Source organism: Neglectibacter sp. CSJ-5, assembly GCF_032490475.1.
In the GTDB taxonomy this organism is placed as follows: domain Bacteria; phylum Bacillota; class Clostridia; order Oscillospirales; family Acutalibacteraceae; genus Hominenteromicrobium; species Hominenteromicrobium mulieris.
Genome location: NZ_JAVYJC010000009.1, coordinates 37024 through 61342, shown reverse-complemented (window position 1 = coordinate 61342; position 24319 = coordinate 37024). Strand labels below are relative to the sequence as shown.

At 53.3% G+C, this 24319-nt stretch carries 21 protein-coding genes; 5 read left to right on the top strand and 16 right to left on the bottom strand.

Annotation, left to right across the window (positions count from 1 at the left end; translation table 11 throughout):
* Positions 1-10 precede the first annotated feature (10 nt).
* The 9 genes from rsmD to ylxM all read right to left on the bottom strand — a co-directional run bounded on the left by rsmD (position 11) and on the right by ylxM (position 6943).
* Positions 11-598, bottom strand: coding sequence for a 16S rRNA (guanine(966)-N(2))-methyltransferase RsmD (gene rsmD / locus R2K26_RS14155; protein ID WP_316523174.1), 588 nt, complete (start codon positions 596-598; stop codon positions 11-13).
* A gap of 113 nt (positions 599-711) precedes the next feature.
* A complete protein-coding gene (gene uvrC, locus R2K26_RS14150) occupies positions 712-2577 on the bottom strand; it encodes an excinuclease ABC subunit UvrC (RefSeq protein WP_308448526.1) in 1866 nt (621 codons plus the stop codon).
* 93 nt (positions 2578-2670) lie between these two features.
* Positions 2671-2937: an HPr family phosphocarrier protein gene (locus R2K26_RS14145; RefSeq protein WP_176819786.1), complete on the bottom strand. Its 267-nt coding sequence runs from the start codon at positions 2935-2937 to the stop codon at positions 2671-2673.
* Positions 2938-3188: 251 nt separating this feature from the next.
* On the bottom strand, positions 3189-3911 hold the full coding sequence (gene trmD / locus R2K26_RS14140) for a tRNA (guanosine(37)-N1)-methyltransferase TrmD (protein ID WP_308448525.1): 723 nt from the start codon (positions 3909-3911) through the stop codon (positions 3189-3191).
* A complete protein-coding gene (gene rimM / locus R2K26_RS14135; RefSeq protein ID WP_316523137.1) occupies positions 3901-4458 on the bottom strand; it encodes a ribosome maturation factor RimM in 558 nt (185 codons plus the stop codon). The genes trmD and rimM overlap by 11 nt, the downstream gene beginning before the upstream one ends.
* A gap of 86 nt (positions 4459-4544) precedes the next feature.
* Complete coding sequence (locus R2K26_RS14130; RefSeq protein ID WP_176819783.1) at positions 4545-4778, bottom strand: KH domain-containing protein; 234 nt, start codon at positions 4776-4778, stop codon at positions 4545-4547.
* A gap of 35 nt (positions 4779-4813) precedes the next feature.
* Entirely contained in the window at positions 4814-5053 is a 240-nt protein-coding gene (gene rpsP, locus R2K26_RS14125) for a 30S ribosomal protein S16 (RefSeq protein WP_176819782.1), read from the bottom strand.
* Between the two features lie 123 nt (positions 5054-5176).
* The gene (gene ffh / locus R2K26_RS14120) at positions 5177-6553 is read right to left on the bottom strand and encodes a signal recognition particle protein (RefSeq protein ID WP_316523132.1); all 1377 of its coding nucleotides are present in this window, start codon (positions 6551-6553) and stop codon (positions 5177-5179) included.
* A 27-nt stretch (positions 6554-6580) separates the two neighbouring features.
* Positions 6581-6943: a YlxM family DNA-binding protein gene (gene ylxM, locus R2K26_RS14115; RefSeq protein ID WP_176819780.1), complete on the bottom strand. Its 363-nt coding sequence runs from the start codon at positions 6941-6943 to the stop codon at positions 6581-6583.
* A gap of 440 nt (positions 6944-7383) precedes the next feature.
* On the opposite strand from ylxM, the gene R2K26_RS14110 reads away from it, so the two are divergent.
* Complete coding sequence (locus R2K26_RS14110) at positions 7384-8430, top strand: aminotransferase class I/II-fold pyridoxal phosphate-dependent enzyme (protein ID WP_316523129.1); 1047 nt, start codon at positions 7384-7386, stop codon at positions 8428-8430.
* A 45-nt stretch (positions 8431-8475) separates the two neighbouring features.
* Entirely contained in the window at positions 8476-9483 is a 1008-nt protein-coding gene (locus tag R2K26_RS14105; protein WP_316523128.1) for a M20/M25/M40 family metallo-hydrolase, read from the top strand.
* Between the two features lie 206 nt (positions 9484-9689).
* On the opposite strand, the gene R2K26_RS14100 is transcribed toward R2K26_RS14105, so the two are convergent.
* Positions 9690-10850 carry a DUF4317 domain-containing protein gene (locus R2K26_RS14100; RefSeq protein ID WP_316523126.1) on the bottom strand — a complete coding sequence of 387 codons (1161 nt, stop codon included), beginning with the start codon at positions 10848-10850 and terminating at the stop codon, positions 9690-9692.
* Positions 10851-11119: 269 nt separating this feature from the next.
* On the opposite strand from R2K26_RS14100, the gene gluQRS reads away from it, so the two are divergent.
* Together gluQRS and R2K26_RS14090 are read left to right on the top strand one after the other, a co-directional pair.
* Positions 11120-12103 carry a tRNA glutamyl-Q(34) synthetase GluQRS gene (gene gluQRS / locus R2K26_RS14095; RefSeq protein WP_316523124.1) on the top strand — a complete coding sequence of 328 codons (984 nt, stop codon included), beginning with the start codon at positions 11120-11122 and terminating at the stop codon, positions 12101-12103.
* Positions 12104-12222: 119 nt separating this feature from the next.
* Positions 12223-13116, top strand: coding sequence for a TIM barrel protein (locus R2K26_RS14090; protein WP_316523122.1), 894 nt, complete (start codon positions 12223-12225; stop codon positions 13114-13116).
* A 61-nt stretch (positions 13117-13177) separates the two neighbouring features.
* Here the strand turns inward: R2K26_RS14090 and R2K26_RS14085 are convergent, their stop codons facing one another.
* The 6 genes from R2K26_RS14085 to R2K26_RS14060 all read right to left on the bottom strand — a co-directional run bounded on the left by R2K26_RS14085 (position 13178) and on the right by R2K26_RS14060 (position 20876).
* Positions 13178-14593: an MATE family efflux transporter gene (locus R2K26_RS14085; RefSeq protein WP_316523120.1), complete on the bottom strand. Its 1416-nt coding sequence runs from the start codon at positions 14591-14593 to the stop codon at positions 13178-13180.
* A 280-nt stretch (positions 14594-14873) separates the two neighbouring features.
* Positions 14874-15857 carry an ABC transporter ATP-binding protein gene (locus R2K26_RS14080; protein ID WP_316523118.1) on the bottom strand — a complete coding sequence of 328 codons (984 nt, stop codon included), beginning with the start codon at positions 15855-15857 and terminating at the stop codon, positions 14874-14876.
* Positions 15850-16830: an ABC transporter ATP-binding protein gene (locus R2K26_RS14075; RefSeq protein ID WP_176820393.1), complete on the bottom strand. Its 981-nt coding sequence runs from the start codon at positions 16828-16830 to the stop codon at positions 15850-15852. Before R2K26_RS14075 ends, R2K26_RS14080 begins: the two co-directional genes overlap by 8 nt.
* Before the next feature lie 5 nt (positions 16831-16835).
* Positions 16836-17681 (bottom strand): ABC transporter permease, encoded by an 846-nt coding sequence (locus tag R2K26_RS14070; protein WP_308448516.1) that lies wholly within the window; start codon positions 17679-17681, stop codon positions 16836-16838.
* A gap of 17 nt (positions 17682-17698) precedes the next feature.
* A complete protein-coding gene (locus R2K26_RS14065; protein ID WP_308448515.1) occupies positions 17699-18697 on the bottom strand; it encodes an ABC transporter permease in 999 nt (332 codons plus the stop codon).
* 163 nt (positions 18698-18860) lie between these two features.
* A complete protein-coding gene (locus R2K26_RS14060) occupies positions 18861-20876 on the bottom strand; it encodes an ABC transporter substrate-binding protein (RefSeq protein ID WP_316523113.1) in 2016 nt (671 codons plus the stop codon).
* 1158 nt (positions 20877-22034) lie between these two features.
* Here R2K26_RS14060 and R2K26_RS14055 point away from each other — a divergent pair.
* On the top strand, positions 22035-23684 hold the full coding sequence (locus tag R2K26_RS14055; RefSeq protein WP_316523111.1) for an alpha-glucosidase: 1650 nt from the start codon (positions 22035-22037) through the stop codon (positions 23682-23684).
* The last annotated feature ends 635 nt before the right edge of the window (positions 23685-24319 follow it).

Genomic DNA, 24319 nt, shown 5'->3' with positions numbered 1-24319 from the left:
TTTTTTGCGCTTACACCATGCTTTGATGGCGATACGCGGTCAGCAAGATTTTTCCGTAACGGTAGTCGCGCACGCGCACGAATTCCCCCGCCGTCTCCGGCAGCTCTTCGTCCGTGGGGTGCTCGCAAATCACGATGCCGCCGCGGTTCATGTGCGGCGTGACCGCAAGGAGCGCCTTTGTGAGCGTGCCCGTGCGATACGGCGGATCGAGAAATGCGATGTCGAAGGTCTCGGTGCAGCGCAGCAGATACGAAGCATACTCCGCGTTCATCACCTGCGCTTCGTTTTCAAACCCTGTGGTGTGGATGTTCTCCAGCACGATGCCGCAGGATGCCTTGGCGCTGTCTACGAACACAGCGCGCTTTGCGCCGCGGCTGAGCGCCTCGAGACCGATCTGGCCGGAGCCCGCAAACAGGTCGAGAAACACGCGGCCCTCCAGATCAAACTGCAAAATGTTGAAAAGCGCCTCTTTTACGCGGTCCGGCGTGGGACGCACAGCATCGCCCGGGAGCGTTTTCAATTTTCTGCCTCGGCGGGAACCGGTTATGATACGCACAGCCGAACACTCCTTTCTCTTTTGGAAGTCCGTATCCGAAATCTAAAAAACATGTACGGACACACTTCAAGTTATTATCTCATTTGAATAGAAATATGTCAACCGTTTTTGCGCAGTTTTTGCAGAGAAACGTCGAAAAATACGCGGGAACAACGTTATTCCCCATCGTTTTCTTCGCTGTGGAAATAACGGTAGACGGCGCGGGCGGCAGGGGCGTTCATGCCGGGCGTTTCCTCCAGCATTTCCTCCGTCGCCTCGCTGACGGCACGTATGGTCGTAAAGTGCTTCATCAACGCTTTGGCGCGCGTTTCGCCGATACCCGGAATGGACGTGAGCGTGGTGGAGATGGTCGCCTTTTTGCGCTGCTGGCGGTGGTAGCCGATGGCAAAGCGGTGCACCTCGTCCTGAATGCTCGACACCAGCGTGAACACCGCGCGCGTAGACTGAATGGCGATTTCGCCGCCGTCCTCCGTGATGGCGCGCGTGCGGTGCTTATCGTCCTTTACCATGCCGTATACCGGCACGTCGATGCCCATTTCGCGCAGAAGCGGACGTATGGCGCCCACGTGCCCTTTGCCGCCGTCGAGCAGAATGAGGTCGGGCAGTCTGCCGAAGCCCTCGGGCTTATCGGCGGCGCGGTATTCTTCAAAACGGCGGCGGATGACCTCGCGCATGCTGCCGTAGTCGTCCTGTCCGACGACAGTCTTGATTTTAAACTTGCGATACGCACTTTTCAGCGGGCGGCCGTTTTCAAACACGATCATACCCGCAACGTTCTCGCCGCCCGCAAGGTTTGAAATATCGTAGGATTCAATATATTCCGGCGTTTTGGGCAGATTTAAAAGCTGGCGCAGTTCATCGAGCGCGGAGGTCTCACGGCCCGTGGCGCGGCCCATAGCCTGCGCAAGCGCTTCCGCGGCGTTCGTGCGGCACATTTCCACAAGCTGCTTCTGTTCACCCTTTTGCGGAATGTGGAACTTCACGCGGCGCTCCGCCTTTTTCGTCAGCCATTCTTCAAGGACGCCGTCGTCGTTGACGGGGCCGTCTATCGTGATGACGGGCGGGATCTTATCGCGCATCGAATAATATTGCATGACAAATTCGCTGCGGATCTGCTCCGGCTCGTCGTCGGCGTTTAACAAAAACGATTCGCGGTCATACAGTCTGCCGCCCGCAAAGCGGAACACCTGAATGCTCACCTTTTCGCCGCCGAGCACGAGCGCGATGACGTCCTGTTCCGGCACGCGGCTTGCGACAACCTTTTGGCGCTCTTTCAGCTTGTTGATGGCCGTAATGCGGTCACGGATGCGCGCGGCAAGCTCAAAATCGAGATTTTCAGCCGCCTCGTTCATTTTCTCCGTCAGCGTGCGCACGGAATCGCTTGTGCCGCCGCGGATGAAATCAAGCGCCTCCTGCACGGCCTCGTTGTATTCCTTTTGGCTCACGTGCCCGCGGCATGGGGCACAGCACTGCTTGATGTAGTAGTTGAGGCACGGGCGGCCGCGGCCGATCTCCTGCGGGAATTTGCGCGTGCAGGACGGCAGACGGAAAATCTTCCGCGCTTCTTCCACAGTGTCCTTGATTGTCCACGCGGAAAGGTATGGGCCGATATACTTTGCGCCGTCATTCAGGACCTGCTTCGTCTCCGAAATGCGCGGCCAGTCACCCGCTGTCACCTTAATATAACTGTACCCCTTATCGTCCTTTAAGAGGATGTTGTACTTCGGCTGGTGCTGCTTGATTAAACTGCTTTCCAAAATGAGCGCTTCAAACTCGCTGTCCGTCAGAATATACTCGAAATACTCGACATTCGAGACCATGCGGCGCACCTTTTCATTATGGTTTTTATCCGAGCCGAAATACTGGCTGACACGGTTTTTAAGCGCTTTCGCCTTGCCGATGTAGATGATGGTATCATCGCGGCTGTGCATGATGTACACGCCCGGGTGAAGCGGCAGCTTCATCGCCTTTTTGCGCAGCTCTTTGATATGCGCCATTTTTTCTTCCGTAAGCTGTACCATGCGCACCTCCATGCGGCTCAGTCACTAAGCGACTGAGAAAGAAGAAACGCCTACCGGAAATGCTCCGATAGGCGCCGTTTTGACAAGCTGAAATTATTCGGCAAAGCCGGATTCAACAAGAGCCACGAGGCTGTCAACAGCTTCCTGCTCATCGGAACCATCAGCGATGATGTCGATCGACGTACCGCCGACGATGCCCAGAGACAGAACGCCCAGCAGGCTCTTTGCGTTTACGCGGCGCTCGTCCTTCTCAACCCAGATGGAAGACTTAAACTCGTTTGCCTTCTGGATGAAGAAAGTTGCCGGTCTTGCATGGAGACCAACCTGATTCTGAACCAAAACGTCCTTCTTAACACACATTGCGATTCACTCTCCTGTAAGTAATACATTACATACTCTGAATGTCAAACATGATTCTAAAGCTCAAAATGCTTCAATATAAGTTATTATAGCATAATTTGTCCCCCCGTCAAGCGGGGTACCCCATTTTTGGATATATGCCCGTGGCATATCGCTATGAAACGATCCGTGTTTGTGCATTTTGCTCTGCTTGTTGAAAACATTTCGTAAAATCAGTTCGTCACAGAGGGTTAAACATTCCTAAAATCCGCTTATTTTCTGCCGAAAGCGCGTTTTTCTTCCGCAGTCAGCTCAGCTTTTTCAAAGAGGTCCGGGCGGGCTTTCTGCGTGACCTTCAAAGATTGTTCGCGCCGCCATTTTTTGATTTTTTCGTGGTGGCCGTTTAAAAGCACCTGCGGCACCTCTCTGCCGCGCCAAGCAGAGGGACGGGTATACTGCGGATATTCCAAAAGCCCGTCATAATGGCTTTCTTCCTCAAAGCACACGTCTTCGGAAAGCACGCCGGGCAGCATGCGCGCCACGGCATCGGTGAGGATTACGGCGGGCAGCTCGCCGCCCGTCAGGACAAAATCGCCGATGGAGATTTCCTCCACGTCGTATTCCTCCAAAACGCGCTCATCCACACCCTCATAATGCCCGCAAAGCACGATGATATTCTCGTTTTTGGCGAGCTCCTTCACTTTTTCCTGGTCTAAGACCCGTCCGCGGGGGGACATATACACAATATGCGGGCGCACGGCGGTTTGTTCGATGATCTCGTCAAACGCCTTCGCTATGGGCTGCGCCATCAAAAGCATGCCCTTTCCGCCGCCAAACGTGCAGTCGTCCACGCGCTTATGCACGCCCTCACCATGGTCGCGCAGCTGGTGACAGCACACCTGCAAATACCCGCGTGCGCGCGCACGGCCGATGATGCTCTCGTTCAAAATATTCTCGCACATTTCGGGGAAAAGTGTCACAATATCAATCCGCATCCGCTGCCTCCCCGGCGTTTACGGGCACGGTCTCCGCGCCGTCGCCGAAAATACCCGGAATGGGCTTTACAAACAGCTTTCCGATTTCAATGTCCGTCTTCGCGATCATGGCGTCCACGGCGGGGAACAGAAATTCCTCGCCCGCGCCGTTTACAATGCGGTACACGTTGTTCGCACCGGTCTCGAAAACGTCCTGCACCGTGCCGTATTCCACACCCGTTGCGTCATCGATGACATGAAGGCCGATGAGATCTTCCACGAAGTAGCGGTTTTTCGGCAGGCGCACGTCGTTTCGGTCAAGATATAGAATTTTGCCCCTGTACAGATCGGCCTGTGTGGCGCTTTCCACGCCCTTTAAGCGCACCAGCAAAAGGCTTTTGTGCACGCGGGAAGATAGGAGCCCGGCATCCGTTTTGCCGCCGTCAAAATACAGGGTCTTCACTTTTTTCAGAAAATCGGCGGAATCGCACCACGGTTCCACGCGCATTTCGCCGCGTACGCCGTGCGTACCCACGATCCTTCCCGCTTCCAGAAATTGTTTTTTCATGTGTTTTCCTCGGCTCTGCCGCAGCGAAAGCCTTCCTCTCTTTTAATATAAAAAGGACGCACGAAGCCCGTGCGTCCCTCTTTCGATCAATCGATCTCAACAACGACCTTTTCGCTGCTGCGTGTTGCTGCGGCACGCATAACAACGCGAATCGCTTTCGCAATGCGGCCCTGCTTGCCGATTACTCTGCCCATGTCCTCTTCCGCAACGTGAAGATGATAGACGACGGAACCGTCTTCCTTGGGCTCATCGAGTGTAACGGAAACCTCTTCCGGCTTTTCAACAAGACCCTGCGCGATGATTTTCAGTAATTCCTGCATAAGATTGTTCCTTTCTCAAACGAGAAGACGGGCAATCAGATAACACCGTGCTTCTTGAACAGTGCCTTAACGGTATCAGTCGGCTGTGCGCCCTTTTCCATCCAAGCCTTTGCCTTTTCCGGATCAACCTTTACAACGCTCGGCTCTTCCATCGGGTTGTAGTAGCCGATTTCCTCGATGAAACGGCCGTCTCTCGGGTAACGGGAATCTGCAACAACGATGCGGTAGAAAGGAGCCTTCTTAGCACCCATTCTGCGAAGTCTGATCTTAACCATGGTAATTTCCTCCATATTATAAAAAATAAGTTTTATCTATTAACCAACGATTCGTCGGCAATATTTACAATTCAGATATACGTCTTGCGTCAGAAACAAATGAAGTTCGTTTCTTTATCGCATTTACATTGGGAAGCCGCCCATGCCACCCATATCCGGGCCGCCGAAACCGCCCATGCCGCCCATACGCGCCATCATTTTCTTGCCCTTTTTGCCGCCGAACTGCTTCATCAGCTTCTGCATCTGCTTGAGCTGGTTGCAAAGACGGTTGACGTCTTCCACCTTCATGCCGCAGCCTGCCGCGATGCGGCGCTTGCGGGAAGCCTGCAAAAGCTCCGGCTTTGCGCGTTCTTCGGGGGTCATGGAAAGGATGATCGCCGCGTTGCGGTCCATAATGCGGTCGTCAATGTCCATTTCATCGAGCTTCGAGCTGTTGATGCCGGGCAATTTCGAGAGGATGCCCTTTAACGGGCCCATCTTCTTCACCTGTTGGAACTGCTCCAAGAGGTCGTTGAAGTCCATCTTGTTCTGCATCATGCGCTCTGCGGTGCGCGCCGCGGACTTTTCATCCATTTTCGCCTGTGCGTCTTCGATGAGGGACAGCACGTCGCCCATGCCGAGGATACGGCTCGCCATACGGTCGGGGTGGAAAACCTCGAGGTCGTCAATCTTTTCGCCCGTGCCGGCGAACTTGATGGGCTTGCCGGTGATGGCCTTAACGGAAAGCGCCGCACCGCCGCGGGTATCGCCGTCGAGCTTTGTTAAAATCACGCCCGTGATGTCGAGCAGATCATCAAACGACTTTGCGACGTTCACGGCCTCCTGGCCGGTCATGGCGTCCACCACGAGCAGAATGTCCGTGGGGTTCACCGCTTCTTTTATATTTTTCAGCTCATTCATGAGCGCTTCATCGATCTGCAGACGGCCTGCGGTATCGATGATGACGTAATCGTTGCCGTAGTCGCGCGCGTGGCGAACAGCCGCCTGCGCGATCTTCACCGGGTCTTCGGTGCCCATCTCAAAGACGGGTACGCCGGCCTGTGCGCCCACGACCTGTAACTGCTTGATAGCCGCCGGGCGGTAAATATCGCCTGCAACAAGCAACGGACGGCTGCCGCGGCTTTTCAGCATTTTCGCAAGCTTTGCGCTGTGCGTCGTTTTACCGGCACCCTGCAAGCCGCACATCATGATGACAGCCGGCGGGTGCGCGGGCATTTTCAGGCGCTCTTCGCTGCCGCCCATCAAAGCCGTCAGCTCTTCGTTGACGATCTTGATGACCATCTGCGCGGGGGTGAGGCTTTCCATAACGTCCTCGCCCACGGCGCGTTCCGTAATGCGCGCGGTAAAGTCCTTTGCGACCTTGTAGTTGACGTCGGCTTCGAGCAGCGCCAACCGCACCTCGCGCATAGCCTCCTTAACGTCGCTTTCCGTCAGCTTGCCTTTGCTTTTTAACTTTTTAAACGCGTTGCCGAGCTTATCGGCAAGACCTTCAAACGCCATGTAAAAATCCTTTCAGAGCCGCGCCGCTCAGTCTGTCAGCTTCTTTGCGGAGCGCAAAATGCTCTCCACGTTCTGCCGAATGACCGGGTCGCCGCCGTTCTTTTCGTTTTCCGCTTCGATCTGTAACGCGTGGTCGCAGATCTGCGTCAGTTCTTCCTGCACGCTGCGGAAGCGCTTTGCAAGACCCAGCCGTTCTTCCATTTCAAGAAGCTGCTGTTCGGCGCGCTTGATGCCGTCGCGCACGCCCTGCCGCGTGATGCCCTTCTCCTCTGCAATCTCCGCTAAAGAAAGGTCTTCGTTATAATAGCATTCCACGACCTCGCGCTGCTTTTCGGTGAGCATGTCGCCGTAAAAATCCAGCAGGAACGTGATGCGCAGATCCTTTGCCATAGTTCGCTCCGTTTCCGGGCGTTTCCAATTTCAAGCGCCCTGCTGTAAAGTTTTTTTCTTTACAGCTTTTGTATTATACAATAGCCGCCCCGCCTTTGTCAAGCATTTTCGCCGTAAAAATGCGCCCACAGCGGCACGCTTCCTTTATAAAGTGTGCCGCAATGCTATACGCCTGCGGCGTATGATTTGACTTCACTGTGTTATTGGGCTTGCGCCTGATGTTATCGCTCTGCGGGCGATTTTGCGCACGACATACATCGCCAAAAACAAAGCCCATGTTTTTTGCATAACGTATGCTTTACAAATCCAGTTTTGCATGGTATATTTATTCGTATAGCGCAAACGGGTGTGTTTTTGCAAGCTCACTCGTCTGTGCTTGCATTCAGTTCCGTTCGGCGGAGATTGTCTCTGTGCGGCGGGATACGGAAGGAAGCGAAATTTTGATTTACTTTAACTGTGATTACACCGAAGGCTGCCACCCGAACATTTTAAAGCGCCTTTGTGAAACGAATATGATGCAGACTGTCGGCTACGGCGAGGACGAAATTTGCGATTTGGCGCGCGCGAAGATCCGCAAAGCATGCGGTCGCGAGGACGTGGACGTGCATTTTCTCGTCGGCGGCACGCAGACGAATGCCACCGTTATTGCAGCGATTCTTCGCCCGCACCAGGGTGCGCTGAGTGCGGAAACCGGACACATCAACGTGCATGAAACGGGCGCAGTGGAAGCGACGGGTCACAAAGTGCTGCCTCTGCCCTCCACCCCGGACGGCAAGATCACCGCAGAACAGGTGGAAAACGCCTATCTGGCGCACGTGAACGATGCCTCGTTTGAGCACATGGTGCAGCCGAAGCTCGTTTACATCTCCCTGCCCACGGAAAACGGCGGGTTATATTCCAAAGCGGAGCTGACCGCCCTGCACGATGTCTGCACGCGCTGCGGGCTGTACCTCTTTGTTGACGGCGCACGTCTCGGCTACGGCCTGACGGCTCCCGAAAATGACGTGACGCTTGCAGATCTCTGCGCGCTTTCCGATGTCTTCTACATCGGCGGCACGAAGGTCGGTGCTTTGTTCGGCGAAGCGGTCGTAGTCACAAACCCGGCGCTCAAAACGGATTTCCGCTACCACATCAAGCAGCGCGGCGGCATGCTGGCTAAAGGCCGACTGCTCGGTATTCAGTTTGACGAGCTTTTCACGGACGATCTTTATTTTAAGATCAGCGAAAAAGCCGTGCGGCAGGCAAAGCGCATTGCAAAAGCGTGCGAAGATGCGGGCTGCGCGTTCTTTGCCCCCTCGCCGACGAACCAGCAGTTCCCCATTTTCCCGGATACTGCGCTCGAAAAGCTCGCGGAAAAGTACAAGTATTCCTATTGGGCGCGCGTGGACGAAACACACAGCGCCGTCCGCCTTTGTACAAGCTGGGCGACGACGGACGAAAACGTGGACGCACTCTGCAAAGACATTGCGTCCGTCATGGCAGAATAACGCCGGACTACGGCTTTCTGCCCCGTTCAGAGGAGGAAAACCCGTATGAAGTTATTTGAAGAACTCACCCAGCTGCACGGCGTCAGCGGCTACGAGACCGCCGTTGCAGACTATATTAAAGAAAAGTTAGCCCCGCTTGCCGACGACATTACCACCGACCCAAACGGCAGCGTCATCGCCTATTTTAAGGGCGCGGGCGAGCACAAAAAGCGCATAGAGCTTGCCGCCCACACCGATGAGATCGGCTTTCAGGTCATTAAAATTGAGGAAGACGGCCGCATTATGTTTAAGGAGCTCGGCTGCTGCTGGACGTTTACAACGTACCAGAGCCGCGTCCGCTTCCGCAACGGCGTGGTTGGCGTGGTCGCAAGCCGCATCCCGCCGGAAAAGCTGAGCGCCGGCGGCTATAAGCGCTATACCGATTGCTACATCGACATCGGTCTGCACAGCAAGGAAGAAGTTTTAAAATACGTTGATGTCGGCGACGTTGCATGCTATGAGGGCCCGTACACGGAGCTTGCGCCGGGCTACATCACCGCAAAGGCCATCGACGACCGCGTCGGCTGCTATATGCTGCTGGCGGCGATGATGAACGTGAAAAAGCCGAAGAACGACATCTACCTCGCGTTCACCGTGCAGGAGGAGGTCGGCACGCGCGGCGGGCAGGTCACGGCGCAGCGTATTCAGCCGGACATCGGCGTCGCGGTGGACGTCACCCCGTGCCACGACCGCCCGGGCGATTTGGAGGGCAGCAACGCGCTCGACCACGGCGTCGCCATCAAAATCTCCGACACCGGTTCCATCAGCGACGAAGGCCTTGTGAATAAATCCATCGCGCTGTGCAAAGAACACAACGTCCCGTACCAGAAAGACGTCATCTATGTCGGCGGCACGGACGCAGGCGCCATGACGCTCGTCGGCGGCGGCATCAAAACGATTGGCTTCTCGGTCGTCACCCGCTACACCCACGGCCCGAACGCCATCGTGAGCCAAAAGGACATCGAAGCGACGGTCAAAATGCTCGAGCTCTTCATGAACGCTGATTTCGAGTAAATTTAAAAGCACATAAAATCAGCGGCGCACAGAGTTTTCACACCCTGTGCGCCGCTTGTTTTGTCTTAATATCCTGCTTCCAGCTTCGGCACCGCAACAGGCTTACCGGGGTCGCTGAAATCCCAGCGCATCTCGTGTCACTCGAAGTAGCCGATGACCTTACCCTCGCCGTTTTAAAATCTCCATATTCAGTTCTTTGAATTCCATCATTCTTCCTCCTCATACTCCACGTCCGGGCGAGTGATGGCGATCGGCACGCCGTTCACCTGCACGCCCGCGCCGGCGGGAATGAGGATGTACGGTGCGCCGTCAATGTAGCGCGTCTCGATCCACTCGCTGTACTCGGGGTCGACGCGAATTTGCACCTCCGGCGTTTCGATCTCGAATTTCTTCGTCTCCACAAGGTTGCGCGGGCTGAGTGCCGCGTCCGCGCCGAACTGCTCCGCGCAGGCTTCCTCAAACTTTTCGGCTTTCTCGCCCGGCACGCCGCAAGCGGTCAGCATCGTTTTCATCGTGCGTCCCGTAATGGTCAGCGGCTCCGGATCCTTGCTCGCCTTGTGTTCCTCGATCATTCCGCAAAGGCGGCTGTGCACGGTCTGTACGACGTCTAAACTGCACGCGTCATTTAAGGCATCGCCCAAAATCGTGCCAAACGTCGTTTTCTGCTCCTCTGCGGGCATGGGCGCTTCGCGGTTGAACACCGCGTCTATAAATTCATCGTAGCTTTCCGAAGCGCTGCGGCAGTAGTACATGGCGCTGTAAATATCGGCGCTGCGGTCGGTGAACGACGGGAACAAAAAGCCCAGCTGCGGCGCGGAAACAAGCCAATCGATATCGCGATTGTGGAACGTATTTTCCGGCACGTCGTACCCCAAAACGGGCTTTGTCTGCTTCACGGGGCAGACGGTACACAGAACGTAATTATAGATATTCTCCGAGGCATCCTCCAGCGTTTCGCCGTCCTTTGCGCGGTACGGCACGTCGTATGTATCGTTCGCGAGCAAAATGAGATACGTACCCTCGGGTCTGTATGATGCGATGACCTTCTCAAAAAACGTCTGTACGGCTTCCTCATCGGTAAGCTTTGAGTCGCGCAGCGCCATCAGCAGCCGGTGCTCATCGCTGTCAACGACCTGCGCAGTCGTAAACGGCATTTCGATGAGATTTTTGCCGAGCGTGCCGGAAAGCGTACGGCGCAGCACGGAAAGCATATTTTCGCATTCCTCCTGCGGCAGCAGGGAGAGCGGCTGGTCGAATTGCGAGACGATTTCCTGCTTTTCGTTGACGTAGCACCCGCGCACATGGGTGATATTGCTTTTATCCGCCCTGAATCGGCGGCGAATTTCCGAGATTTCTTTTTCGTTCATTTTGATATCCTCTTATTCTAAAGTCTAAAGAGTTTCGAGCTCTGCGGAGCTCGACCAAGGGCGCTGCCCTTGGATTCCGCCGCCTTTGAAAAGGCGGGCAAAACTTTTAACCGCCGTTGCCGCGGGCTGTGCAAAACTTTGCTATTTCATTTTACCCGTTTGGTGCACACCTGTCAATTCACTTCTCCGTCCCAAAACCGTTGCGCGCGCCCAAAATCTGCGGTAAAATGATTTTATAATTTTAAATTTTCTCCGAAAGGATTTTTAGTATGTCCACCTCACAACCTACCCCTGTCCGCGGGCGGTTTGCGCCCAGCCCCTCGGGGCGCATGCACCTTGGCAACCTCTGCTGCGCGCTTCTCGCGTGGCTTTCCGTGCGCAGCCAAAACGGCGAGATGCTCCTGCGCATCGAAGACCTCGACCCCGACCGCTGCACACGCGAAAAAGCCGAGCTTTTAATGGACGATCTAACATGGCTCGGCCTCACTTGGGACGAAGGCCCCGGCCACGAGCGCACCCACGCCCCCTACTACCAAAGCGCGCGCCGCGAGCTATACGAATCGGCGTTAAGTGAACTCCGCGCCAAAAACGATGTTTACCCATGCTTTTGCACCCGCGCGGAGCTGCACGCGGTCTCCGCGCCCCATGCGGGCGATGGCACGTTCCGCTACCCCGGTTTATGCCGAAATTTGACGCCCGCCGAAGCCGAAGAAAAAAGCCGCACGCGCCGCCCAAGCTTGCGTTTTCGCGCACCGGAGGACACCGTCACGTTTGAAGATCTATACTGCGGCCCGCAAAATATAAATGTTCAGTCCACGTTCGGCGATTTCATCGTGCGCCGCAGCGACGGCGTGCACGCGTACCAGCTCGCCGTCACCGTAGACGATGCTTTAATGGGCGTGACGGAAGTCGTCCGCGGGCGTGACCTGCTCCCTTCCACCGGCTGCCAAATTCAGCTCTTTCACGCACTCGGCCACACACCGCCGCACTACGGGCACATTCCGCTACTCGTCAATCACGACGGCCGCCGTTTAAGCAAGCGCGAGCGCGATCTCGACATCGGCGTTCTGCGCACGCGTTTCACGCCCGAAGAACTCCTCGGCCGCATGGCAAATTTACTTGGTTTCCTCGACCGCCCGGAAAAAATCCCCCTAACAGAACTCATCCCGGTCTACAAAGCGTGGTATGAAACCGCCGACACGCCGAAATTTCCGAAAAATTGCGTTGTCCCCGACAATTTCGCCATAAAATAGCCTGCAAATTTTTCATCGCTCCCCATAATTTCGGTTGACGCTTATTTGTGTATATGGTATGATTTTACTTGATATATGAATTTATTTTTCATAAATTTGTTACGATTGGGGAAGTTTACATGAAAGTCAATATCGGTACATATTCTTTCGGCGGCATCGCGAGCTATCTCGGCCTCGGGCCCACGCTGCTTGATAAATTCAAGACCATCGCGTCCCTCGGCTTTACGGGCGTCGAACTGCTGCCGGTCGACCTCGATAACGACATCGAGGACATCAAAAAGTGGCTGAAAGAGACCGGCCTTGAGGTTGTTTCCATCCACGCGGAGCCGACAGAAGAGATCGTCAAAAAGATTGCCGAGCTCGGCGGCAAGGCCGTCATCTGGGCAGGCACGCCGTTCTGCAACAAGGCAGAAGCCGTCGAAGTCGCGCACAAGCTCGATGAAATGGCAGAAATGGCAGAGCCGTACGGCATCAAGATCGGCTACCACAACCACAGCCAGGAATTCTTCATGGATGAGGGCAAAACGCTGCTTGAGCACCTGCTTGACAACAGCACAAAGTGCTACTCGCAGCTCGACTGCGGCTGGGCACAGAACGGCGGCTGCTATCCGCCTTCGTTCATCCGCCGCTATAAAAACCGCTTTGTCGCCATCCATGTAAAGGAAAACAGCAAGGTGCAGGGCCCCGGCCCGAGACCGGCTTCCCGCCACGCGGCAGAAGAGGCAGGCCACGCCAATTCGTTTGCCAACGTCAAGGAAATGCCGCTTGAAGAGCGTCAGAAGATTTTGGACGGCTTCAACGCACAGGCAAACAGCCCCGAGGGCAAAAAGCGCTTTGCGGTGCAGTGCCCCATGGGCGCGCCGGAGTCCAACATGAACTGGCAGGATATCAAAGATGCACTCGACGAGCAGGACTTTGAAGCGTTCTGGGTCGTAGAGCGCGAAGGCTTCTACGACGAGCACGACAAGTGCATCGCCGACGACGCAAGGTGGATCAAAGAGAACATCCACTAAATTTCATGCACACGAAAAAAGGACTTCTTTTCGGAAGTCCTTTTTGCTGTCTTTAAGTTGTTTACGCCGCCTTCTTATGACGTCCATGCTTTTTCATAAACGCCGGCAACGCTTCCATGCCCTGCGGCGTAACGGGGCGTACCCATTTGCCGGAGTACATGTGCCGCTGCATCAAAATGAGACGGATCGGCTCGTCGATATAACAGCACGCAAAAACAACAAGGAACGGCGCTTTCCACACAAGGCCCGTCAGGCACACCAGCGGCAGCACCATCGCGTACATAAATGCGATTTCGCGGATTGTGCCGAACGCCGCGTCGCCCGCGGCTCTATACGTATCGTTCTGCACCCAGTTGCACATGCGAATGACCGCCGCCACGCAGTAGATCATCAGCATGTGTGAACCGATCTCCATCGATTCGCCGGAAAGACTCATCGCGGAAAGCAGCGGCTTGTGGATACCGAGCAGCACCAGACATACGCACAAAATCGTGCTGCCGCACAGGAACACAAGGCGTTTTGCGCGCTCGTAGGCTGCGTCCAACTCGCCGGAGCCCACGCATGTGCCGACCAAAACGGAAGCCGCATTTGAGAAACCGGCAAAGAAGCTGATGACCATGCCCTCCAGCGTGCGGAACACCGCGATGGCCGCAATGGCCTGTTCGGACTGTCTGCCCAAAACAACGTTGATAACCATGTTGCCCACGCCGATGAGCACTTCGTTGCAGATGATGGGGAAGCACTTGACGAAGTAGATTTTCACCTGCTTCTTATTCCAGCGGAAGTGCTTTTTAAAGTGGAACAGATATGGGTACTTCTGCGCACACGCCAAAATCAAAACGACCAAAACGTTGATAACCGCCGCCAAAGTCGTTGCCAGCGCCGCGCCGCGCACGCCCATCTCCGGCAAGCCGAACTTTCCGTAAATGAACACCCAGTTAAGGAAAATATTCGCCGCTACCGAGGCGATTGACGCGAACAGCGGGATGCGCACGCGCTCCGTAGAACGCAGCAGAGCGCTCATCGCCATGGAAAACACCTGCACGGGGTAACCGAATCCGATGATGCGCAGATATTCCGCGCCAATCACCTGAATGCTCTCTTTATCCGTATAGAGCTTCATCACGGTTTCCGGCGCAAAAATCGCAAAGACGCCGAATGTAAGTCCCACGATCATCATGCAGGTCAGCGTCAGGCCGTAGGAATGGTCGATGCCGTCGTCATCCTGCGCGCCCCAATACTGCGAGAAAAATAGCATGCCGCCGCCGAAAAAGCCCCAGTAGCCCGCAAACATCAGCGAGGAAAACTGTGCGCAAAGGCCCACCGCACCCACGGTCGTTTCGCCCAGCGGCGCGATCATCATGGTGTCGATCATGCTGCCGGTTGTCGTCAGCATGTTCTGCAAAGCCACCGGGATCGCGATGATCGCAAGATTTTTCAGAAATTGTTTCCACGCAAAGCGCGTCTTCGTTTTCATTGTATTTTCTCCCCAAAACTCTAAAATTCGGCCCGCAAACCCCGCAGCGCCGCTTGTGAATCAGTATACCGTATTTCGCGACAAACTTCAATCCTTATTCCGCCGAATTTCCCTGCTTTTTATAACAATCCCGACATGTTTTCAACTGTTTTAAAGCACGCCCACAAAGCAAAAATTGACCCCCTGATACCCATAAAGCAATGACGGAGGAAACGTCGGCTTTATGGGCCTTCAGGGGGTCGGCAAGTGTAGCTTGTTTATTTTGTTGTGCGCAGAGGCTTTACTTCTTCGGCTGAATCAGCGGGTGGAAGCACATGACCTTTCTGACATCGTTCAGATAGGTTTCGCCCGGGCGCGATTTTCTGCATTCGTCCGTCGCATAGGGGCAGCGCGGTGCGAACTTGCAGTAGGTGATGGAATATTCCTTAGACTCCATATCCGGCAACGCCATGTCGTCATCCGCCCACTTGTCGCCGATACGCGGCACAGCGCTCATCAAAAGCTCCGTGTACGGGTGTGCAGGCTCGTCCATGATCTCCTTGGCCGGGCCGTACTCAATGAGACAGCCGCGGTACAGCGTTGCAATGTAATCGGATACATAGTACGCCGTGGAAAGGTCATGGGTGATGTAGATAAAGGAGACCTTGTACTTATCCTTCAGCTCCTTGAACAGGTTGACGATGTTCATTTTCATGGAAGCATCGATAGCCGCAACCGGTTCGTCGGCAATGATCAGCTTCGGACGGGTGATAAGCGCACGTGCAATAGAAACACGCTGCAGCTCGCCGCCGGAGAACTGGGTGGGGTATTTGCCCTGTACGACCGCCAGAGAGAGACCGACGCTCTTCAGGGCGTCATCTACAAGGTTTGTAGCTTCTGCTTTGTTTTTCGCAATGCCAAGGCGCAGCGCCGTGTTGAACAGGTAAGAGTCTACCGGCTTACGTGCGGAGAAAGACTCATACGGGTTCTGGAAAATCGGCTGCACTTCCAGCTTGAACTGCTTTGCGTTGTAGCTTTTCTTGTCGAGGTAAGATTTGCCGTCCAGCACGATGTCGCCCATATCCGGGTTGTGCAGACGCAGAACCATCTTACACAGTGTGGACTTGCCGCAACCGGATTCGCCAACGACGGAGAGGATGACCGGCTTATCGTTGTCGATGGAAAGCGTAACGTCGTCAACCGCAACAAGCTTTTTGCCACGAATCATACCGCCTACGCGGAAGATTTTGCTGACGCCCTTGATTTCAAGCAATTTATCAGCCATTCTTCTCTCCCTCCTTCTTCAGCAAATGGCAGGCTGCAAAGCGGCCCGGCTTAACTTCAATGAACTCCGGAATCTCCTGACGGCAACGATCCGTAGCATGCGGGCAGCGTGCTGCGAAACGGCATCCCGGAGGCGGGTTCTTCAGTGCCGGCGGACGACCCGGAATACCGACCTTCTGGCTCTTATCGCCAACGCGCGGCAGGGAGTCAACCAGCATCTTCGTGTACGGATGGATCGGGTCATTAAAGATCGCATCGGTCGGGCCAAGCTCGATGATGCTGCCGGAATACATGATCGCCATGCGGTCCGTAATCTGATAATGCACGCCCATATCGTGGCTGACGATGACCATGGTGTTCTTGAGTTGCTTCTGCAAGCGCATCAGCATTTTCAAAATACCCTTCTGCACAACAACGTCCAGAGCGGTGGTCGGTTCGTCGGCAAGCACGACATTTGGGGACATAAAGGTCGCAAGCGCGATGATAACACGCTGGCGCATACCGCCGGAAAGCTGGAACGGATAAGATTCCAAAATATCCGGGGAAAGATTCAGCTCCTCGAGGTATTTTGCAACACGTGCGAGGGTCTGCTCTTTCGTTTCATTCTTGCGGTCTTCCTGCGGAATAGAATCCAAAAACTGCTTTTTCAGGCGAACGATCGGGTTCAGAACGCTCTGCGCGGCCTGCGGAACGTAAGAAATGTTGTTCCACCAGGTCTTCTGAATGTTTCCGGATTCATAAGAAAAGGATTGTCCATTCTTTTCGCCGCTGAGGATAACCTTACCTTTGTCGATCTCCAGCGGGAACTCGATAATATCGTAGAGGGTCTTCAGCAGTGTGGTCTTGCCGCAGCCGGATTCACCGGCGATGCCGAATATCTCGTTATCGTGGATCTCAAAGTTCAGGTCGTTAAGGACGTGAACGTCACCGTCGATGAGCTTGTAAGAAGTGGACAGATTTTCGACTTTTAACATATTCGTTACCTGCCTCTCTTCATGGATAAGTAATCGTTATAGCCCGTAATGAGTAAGAACAGGCCGACAAACAGAATAACCGTTGCAACGATCGGTGCGCCGATCCAGAGATACTGCTTGTTGAAAATTGCGTTGTAGCTTCTTGCCCACTGAATCATGTTGCCGAGGGAGACAAGGTTGCCGGGGGAAAGACCCAGAACAGCAAGGCTCGACTCGGAACCGATAGCGGAAAGCGTAGCGTTCATAAAGTTGGAGAGCGACCAGGTCAGCGCATACGGCAGAATCTCGGTCACGACGATCTGCACCGTGCTTTCACCGGAGAACTTCGCCGTGTGGATAAAGTCGCGCTCTTTAATGCTCAGCGCCATGGAACGAATCTGGCGGCTCGGCCAAGCCCATGCGAACATGGCAAGCACAAGAGCCATCACGATCGTGGTGGAGCTGCCCTTCATCAGGGAGGTCATCATGATGAGGATCGGCAGAGACGGAATAACAACGAACGTATCCGTAACAATCATCAGCACGCGGTCTAAAAGGCCACCGGCAAAACCGGAAAGCAGACCGACAAAAACACCGACAACCGTGCCGAGGAATGCCACGATGAGACCGATGACGAGCGAGTTGTGGATAGCTTCAATCAGCAGCCACACAACATCCTGACCCATACTGGTAGTGCCCAGCCAGTGTTCTGCGGAAGCACCCAGCTTATTCGGGTAGGTATTGAACGTGAACGGGTTCACGTGCGGTACATAGTAAACAACGAAACCGATGATAAAGAATATCAGGGTCACGATAAGACCGAACTTCAGGCGGAAGTTGGCTGCTTTCCAAAATTTTGCAAATTTTTTCATTACAACTTCCCTCCTTATCAACCGTAACGAATTCTCGGGTCGATGAACGGATATATAAGGTCAACAACCAACGTCGCCGTGGAAATCGCCACGATGGAAATCGTGATACATCCGAGGATCATGTTGTAATCGGACTGCAAAATCGCATTTTGGATCAGCGTACCGACACCCGGGTAACCGAAGATGATTTCTGTCATGATGGAACCGCCGAAGACGCCGCCAAGGCTCATGGCCAAAGCCGTAATCTGGGTCAGGATGGAGTTACGGAAAACGTAGCTCGCACCGATCTTCGCTTCGGAAATGCCGCGGTAACGTGCATATAAAACGAAGTCTTCTTCTGCAGTCGTGCCGGCAAGGGACTTCATAGAGATAATCCACCAGCCTGTGCCGAGCAGAAGCATGGAGATGCCCGGCAGAACAGACGCTTTCAGAAGCGAACCGAGCCACTGTGCGAACGTGCCGCGGGTAAGCAGCGTTGTCTGGATTGGGAACCAGCCGAGGACGAACGCGAAGACAATCTGCAGAACAAGAGCGACCAGGAAGTACGGGATCGGGTAAATGCAGATCGCGATGCCTTCGAGGATTTTAGAGGATGTCTTGTTCTTACGGAAACCTGCAAGCAAACCGATGAAGTTGCCGATGATCCATGCAAGCAGCGTGGTGGTCAGGGACAAACCGAGGGTGTACGGCAGGTTACGACCGATAATAGAGGTAACCGGCTCCGGATAGCTCATCAAAGACGGGCCAAAGTCAAACTGTAAAAGGCCATGCAGCAGGAAGTAGCCATACTGCTCAAGAAGAGTGCCATCGAGACCGAATTGAATTCTAAGTTGTTGACGTAGCGCTTCCATTTCTGCCGGATCCATGTTGCCGGAACGGGATTGCATCTGGGCGATCATGTTCTCAACAGGATCGGAAGGGAACATACGCGGGATGAAGAAGATGAACGTAACGCCGATCAAGATCGTCAACGCCCACGCAAGGATACGCTGTAAAAAGAATGTTTTGAATTTCACAGCCACACTTCCTTATCTTATAGACAAATTACAACAGGATATTCTGGGAAATGAGAAAGAGGATGACGGACGTGGTCATGGGTATTCGGCACACGCCCTCATCCTCTTCAGATCATTTCAGATTAGTGCTATTGGATTCTCTCCAAGTATTCAAGCTATCAAATTAGCCCTGAACCGGCTGAATGAACGGCAGGTCATACTTGAAGCGGCTCCACCACCACCACGGACCGTCATATGCGTTCTCGGCGTTCGGGTAGCCTTCCCAATATGTGCTGTTGGTCGGAACGAACTTTGTACCGCTGAGGAAGTTGATTGCCGGCATTTCCTTAACAGCTTCCTTCAGGAATTCCTGATGCAGCTCATAGGATTTGTCGCTGGTCGGATCAACGCCTGCGAGTTCGGTAAGGATCTCGTCAACCTTCTCATTCTTCCAACGTGCGCCCTGACCGGAACCGGTCTCGCCGAGCGGCTTCATCAGACGGCTGTCCCAACCGCTGATAGCGGAGTAGAAGTCCTTCAGAATACCAGCGGACGGCCAGTAAGTGCCGATCTGGTAGTTGCCCTGACCACCGTCAACGTCCCAAGTAGCAGTACTCTTGGAAGTAATGGTGCAATCGAGGCCGAACGCCTGCAGCTGGTTGTAAGCAGCCTGAGCGCCGCGAGCGGACTGAGCTTCTGTATCAGCAAGGTAGCTGATTTCAGTTGTGAACTTGGAACCATTGAAGTACCAGCCGTCGTCCTTCTTCTCAAAGCCGGCTTTGATGAGGAGCTTTTCAGCTGCTTCCGGATCGTGCTTCCACCAGCCTGCGCCGAACATATCGATGAGCTCTTCGTCGGTGCCGGTTACGCCGGTCTTCTCAGCCATGCGCTTTGCATAGCCGGTGTCGTACGGCTTAATGGTGGTGCCATCGCCAAGGTCAAGCTCAAAGTTCTCAAGCCATTCCTGCATCGGGATGGTGTATGTATCCTGGAGATACTGGGTGTTGTTGAGCAGCGGAATCGGAGCCGCACGGCCTGCGCCGGAGAAGATGTTCATGGAGATCTGGTCGATATCCAGTGCCAGAACGATAGCCCAGCGGAAGTCAGGGTTGTCGTACGGAGCGCCCTGACCCTGAGAGAACACCAGGCCCTTTGCGCCCGGGTCGTCCATGGTTGCATACGGGAACTCGTTGTACCATGCGTTGATCTTGTCGTTAGAGCTCTGCATTGCCTGCAGCTCTTCCATCGTAACTTCGCAGAGGATATCAACTTCGTTGCTGACCATCTGCATCTGTCTGGAGGAGGAGTCGCCAAGATAACGGAACCAAACATATTCTGCCGGAACCTGATCTTCGCTGTAGTTGTAGTGCTCTGTGCCTACAACGCCAAGCGTACTTTCTTTCCAGTCGTCACGGAGCTTGTAGAGGATCCAGTCGCCGTTGGAGTCATAGTCTTCTACGGTGTACGGGCCTGCTACAACCGGCTGCTCGTCCTTAAAGGTCGTAACATCAGCCTGCTGGGAGTAAATGTGCTCAGGAACGATGCGGTAATCGGTGCCCCATACGGTGATGCCGTAACGCTGTGTAAAGCGCGGGAAGGATTCCTTCATCGTGAACTTAACGGTGTAATCGTCAACCTTCTCAACCTTATCGATGTAGAGGTTGGTCGCTGCGGAAGCACCGATCTTGTCGTTTTCTTTGATCATGTTGAACGTGAAGACAACGTCGTCAGCGTTCAGGTCTTCACCGTCGGACCACTTGATGCCTTCGCGGATCTTAACGGTCCATTCGGTAAAGTCTTCGTTCGGGGTGCCCATATCGGCTGCAATTTCAGGGAACTGCTCACCGGAAACGGTGTCCATTTCCCAAAGGTGTGCGCTCATCAGCTGATGAATACCGAAGTTCATGTTCGTACCGGACATGTAGCTGTTGAACTGGCCCGGAGTGTCGGTCGGAGACGCAGTCTCAACGATCAGAGTTTCGTCACGGTTCGTGCCAACTGCCGTAACCTGACCTGCGGCGGCATTCGTGCCGGAGCCGGTAGATTCGGAAGCAGAAGACTCACTCGCGGCGCTGCTGGTGCTGTCGGTGGAGCCGGAGGATGCTGCACTGCTTGTGCTGCCGCCGCCACCGCAGCCGCTCAGGATGCCGGTGACGAGCATGGCCGCCGACAGAAGAACAGCTAAGGTCTTTTTCTTCATAATACAATACCTCTCTTGTTTTGTGAACCTGCGGTTCATAATGTGTTGAGGTCGCAAAGCATACCCCACTTTGCAACACTCTGGTGTTTTGAACTTCGTCAAGAATCTGTGATTTATGACGAAATTCTGCAAGAACTTTGTGAAACAAAGTTCTTTGCCCCCTATTTATCTTACAGCGCTTGTCCGTTCATTGATGTACCTTTCCTCCACACGCTCGCCTTTTTAGCATCCGGTACGGCGATGTGCGCATTCCGCTGAACGCGGCGGTATTTAGAACATTCAAACTCTGCGATAGCATCGGTCTATTGCTCCGTAGCCGAAGACCAACGCTAATAAATAGCTTTAAACTGTAGAGCCAAGTGAAAAATAACCAAATTTTAATTCCGTTCTCGTTTTTTTATGTTATGTACATAGAATAGCACTGCGTTCACGATTTGTCAATAAGTTTTCAAAAACTTTTAAGTATTTTCTCCAAATATTTTAAATAATATTACTTTTATAATGCCATATACAACAAAAAGTGCATTTTATGGAGCAATGTGAAATCGGTTTCCCATTTTAAAATTATGTAATTTTAATACGCTTATATGCTTTTGTATGCTTTGATACTTTAAGGCGCATAAATCTGCGCTTTATAGTCATTTTCAATAGTTTCAATTACAAACATTTCGTTTTCATCCGCTACTCATTCTAATTTCATCAATATTATGTTTACTATTTCTATTTATTTTAAACCGATGTTGTATATACTGCCCTACAACACCCGAAAAAAGGTTAAAAAAACGGCTGCCGCACCCGGCACACCGTTCTTTTCACCCTATATCCTTTGTCCTGTGGCTTATACTCTGTTTTATAGGTCTCCATTCTATACACCTATATTCTTATAAGTGTACATTTCGGCGACTGAAACCGTTTCGGCATTTTTACCACCGGCTTCTCTGAATTCACCCCGGCAAACGAGCACCGCAGTATAGAAAACTTAACGCATGTTTGGAAGCTAAGCGCCCAGCTTTCCCCTTTATACTTCAAAGCATAATTTTCACTATTTTTCTCAAATACTTTTCAAATTCTTGTAAACTGTGTTATAATGGTAAAAACACTTGGCCGAAAGGCCGCTTTGCGCAATATACATGGATATTGCACAGGAGGTAAAGTTGTATGAAACAGAAAAAAGATTGGGTGAAGGATCTTATCGTGTATCAGGTCTACCCGCGCAGCTTTCAGGATTCTAACGGAGACGGTATCGGCGATATTCCCGGCATTTTAAGCCGCCTTGACCACCTTTCGGCGCTCGGCATCAACGCGCTGTGGCTCTCGCCCGTGTTCCGCTCGCCGAATGACGACAACGGCTACGACATCTCCGGGTACCGGGAGATCATGGACGAGTTCGGCACCATGGAAGATTGGGACGCGCTGTGTGCAGAGTGCCACAAGCGCGGCATCAAGGTCATTATGGACCTCGTCGTGAACCATTCCTCCGACGAGCATCCGTGGTTCCTCGAATCCAAAACCTCGCGCGATAACCCAAAAAACGACTACTACATTTGGCGCGACCCGAAAAACGGCAAGGAGCCGAACAACTGGGCCTCCGTTTTCGGCGGCAGCGCGTGGGAATTTGTACCGGAGCGCGGGCAGTATTACTACCATCTGTTCTCCAAAAAGCAGCCCGACCTTAACTGGACAAACCCCGCGCTGCGTGAAGAAATCTTCTCCATGATGGAATGGTGGGTGAAAAAAGGCGTGGACGGCTTTAGAGTGGACGCCATCAGCTACCTTGATAAGCCGCAGGATTTCCCGGATTCCGCAGAGCCGCCGCAGCCGGACGGCTATTCGTTCAGTTCGAGTCTCATCAACGGTCGCCCCGGCACGCACGCCTATATCCGCGACATGAACCGCCGCGTGTTCTCGCCATATAACGTCATGACCGTGGGCGAAGTGGCGTCGAAAGACGCCGAGGAGCTCGCCCGCTACGTCAACACCGACCGCGAGGAGTTCGATATGGCCATCCCGTTCGTCGCGCCGATCGTCGAGATCAAAACGTGGTCGCCGAAAAAAATGAAGCAGGATATTCAAAACGACTACGACGCCTTAAAGGAAAACGGCTGGTGGGCGCGGTTTTTCAGCAATCACGATAAGCCCCGCCAGGTCTCTTTGTACGGCAACGACAAGGAATACTGGGAGGTTTCCGCCAAAATGCTCGCGATGCTGCTGCACTCCCTGCCCGGCACGCCGTTCGTGTATCAGGGTGAAGAGATTGGCATGACGAACATGCGCTTCCCGCACATTGAAGATTACAACGACCCCGATGCAAAAAACACCTACCACCAGCACATTTTGGCGGGCGACACACCGGACGTGGCCTTGAAAGAGGCGCAGATGATCTCCCGCGACAACGCCCGCACACCGATGCAGTGGAACGCAACCGAAAACGCCGGCTTCACAACAGGCAAGCCGTGGCTCGGCATCAACCCGAACTACACAAAGATCAACGCGGAAAACCAGAAAAACGACCCGCACTCCATTTTCAGCTGTTACAAAGCGCTCATCGCACTGCGCAAAAGCAGTCCCGCGCTCTCACGCGGCGACCTCGAAATTCCGGAAACCGGCTCCGATACGCTGTTCGCCCTAAAGCGCAGCTATAACGGCGAAACTCTGCTTTCTTTCCACAATTTCTCCGCCGAACCGTCGAAAATCCCCGCCGCGCTCGTTCCGCAGAACGGCGAAGTGCTGCTCTCCTCCTACGACCGCGAGGGCGGCTACACCGACCCCAATCTGCGCCCGTATGAATCGGTGATTTTCCGCGTATAACGGAGGTGCAGCATGACAATCACGGGTTAAAAATCCATGCGAACACAACCTGTTATGCTGTTTTTCCCCCAAAAATGAAACTATGCGAACAGAGATTGTGCGTGTTTTGATTTTTTAATTCCCTTCTAATTCAACGATTATTCCTGTAATTTAACGAATGCCTCTGCGATTTAGCGATTACCTCAGCCGTTTAACGATTATGACGGTACATGAAGTCTCAATCCACATAAAACGCACAAACCCCGCCGCAGAATTGCCTGCAGCGGGGTTCACTTATGTTCTGAAACAACCGAAAAGCCTAATTTCAAGCGGTTTTCGGGCATAGAAAAAGTCCACCGTAATTCTATCAGAATTACGGTGGACTTTTGGGTTTATGCTACAAAAAAGATACCCACCGAAAATGAGAATTCCTGGTTCAGAATAAAACCGTTTTTGTATTTGCATTCCAATATTCAAGGAATAGTGTAAATCCATGTATATATATTATACTACATGTTGGCAATGGCACAAGCCTATTCTCAAATTTCCACAAAAAATTTCATTAATTTCCCATTAGAATTAACTACAAATTGCCCTATTTTTGAGTTTCAACTTTCGACCTCTTTTAATTGAGCAAAACATCCAACCTCTGACCT